At 57.3% G+C, this 255-nt stretch carries 1 protein-coding gene; it reads left to right on the forward strand.

What is annotated here, in order from left to right:
* On the forward strand, positions 1-255 hold a 255-nt coding region (locus K0625_RS24455; RefSeq protein WP_220111935.1), incomplete at both ends, for a hypothetical protein.

Genomic DNA, 255 nt, shown 5'->3' on the forward strand with positions numbered 1-255 from the left:
CACCGATCCGGCGGGCAACATTGCCACTGGTAACGACAGCGCAACCTTGGATTACGGCAGCAGCGCCCCATTAGCGCCAACCGTTGAAATCACTGAAGATGCCAACAACGATGGCTTCATCAACGACACCGAGCTTAACGGTCAAATCAACATCAGCGTCACCTTAGGCGCTGGCACGGTCATTGGTGACACCGTCACCGTCACCGATCAAGACGGCAACGTCCTGTTCAGCGGCCCGGCCACCCAAGACATGCT

Source organism: Shewanella nanhaiensis, assembly GCF_019457885.1.
In the GTDB taxonomy this organism is placed as follows: Bacteria; Pseudomonadota; Gammaproteobacteria; order Enterobacterales; family Shewanellaceae; genus Shewanella; species Shewanella nanhaiensis.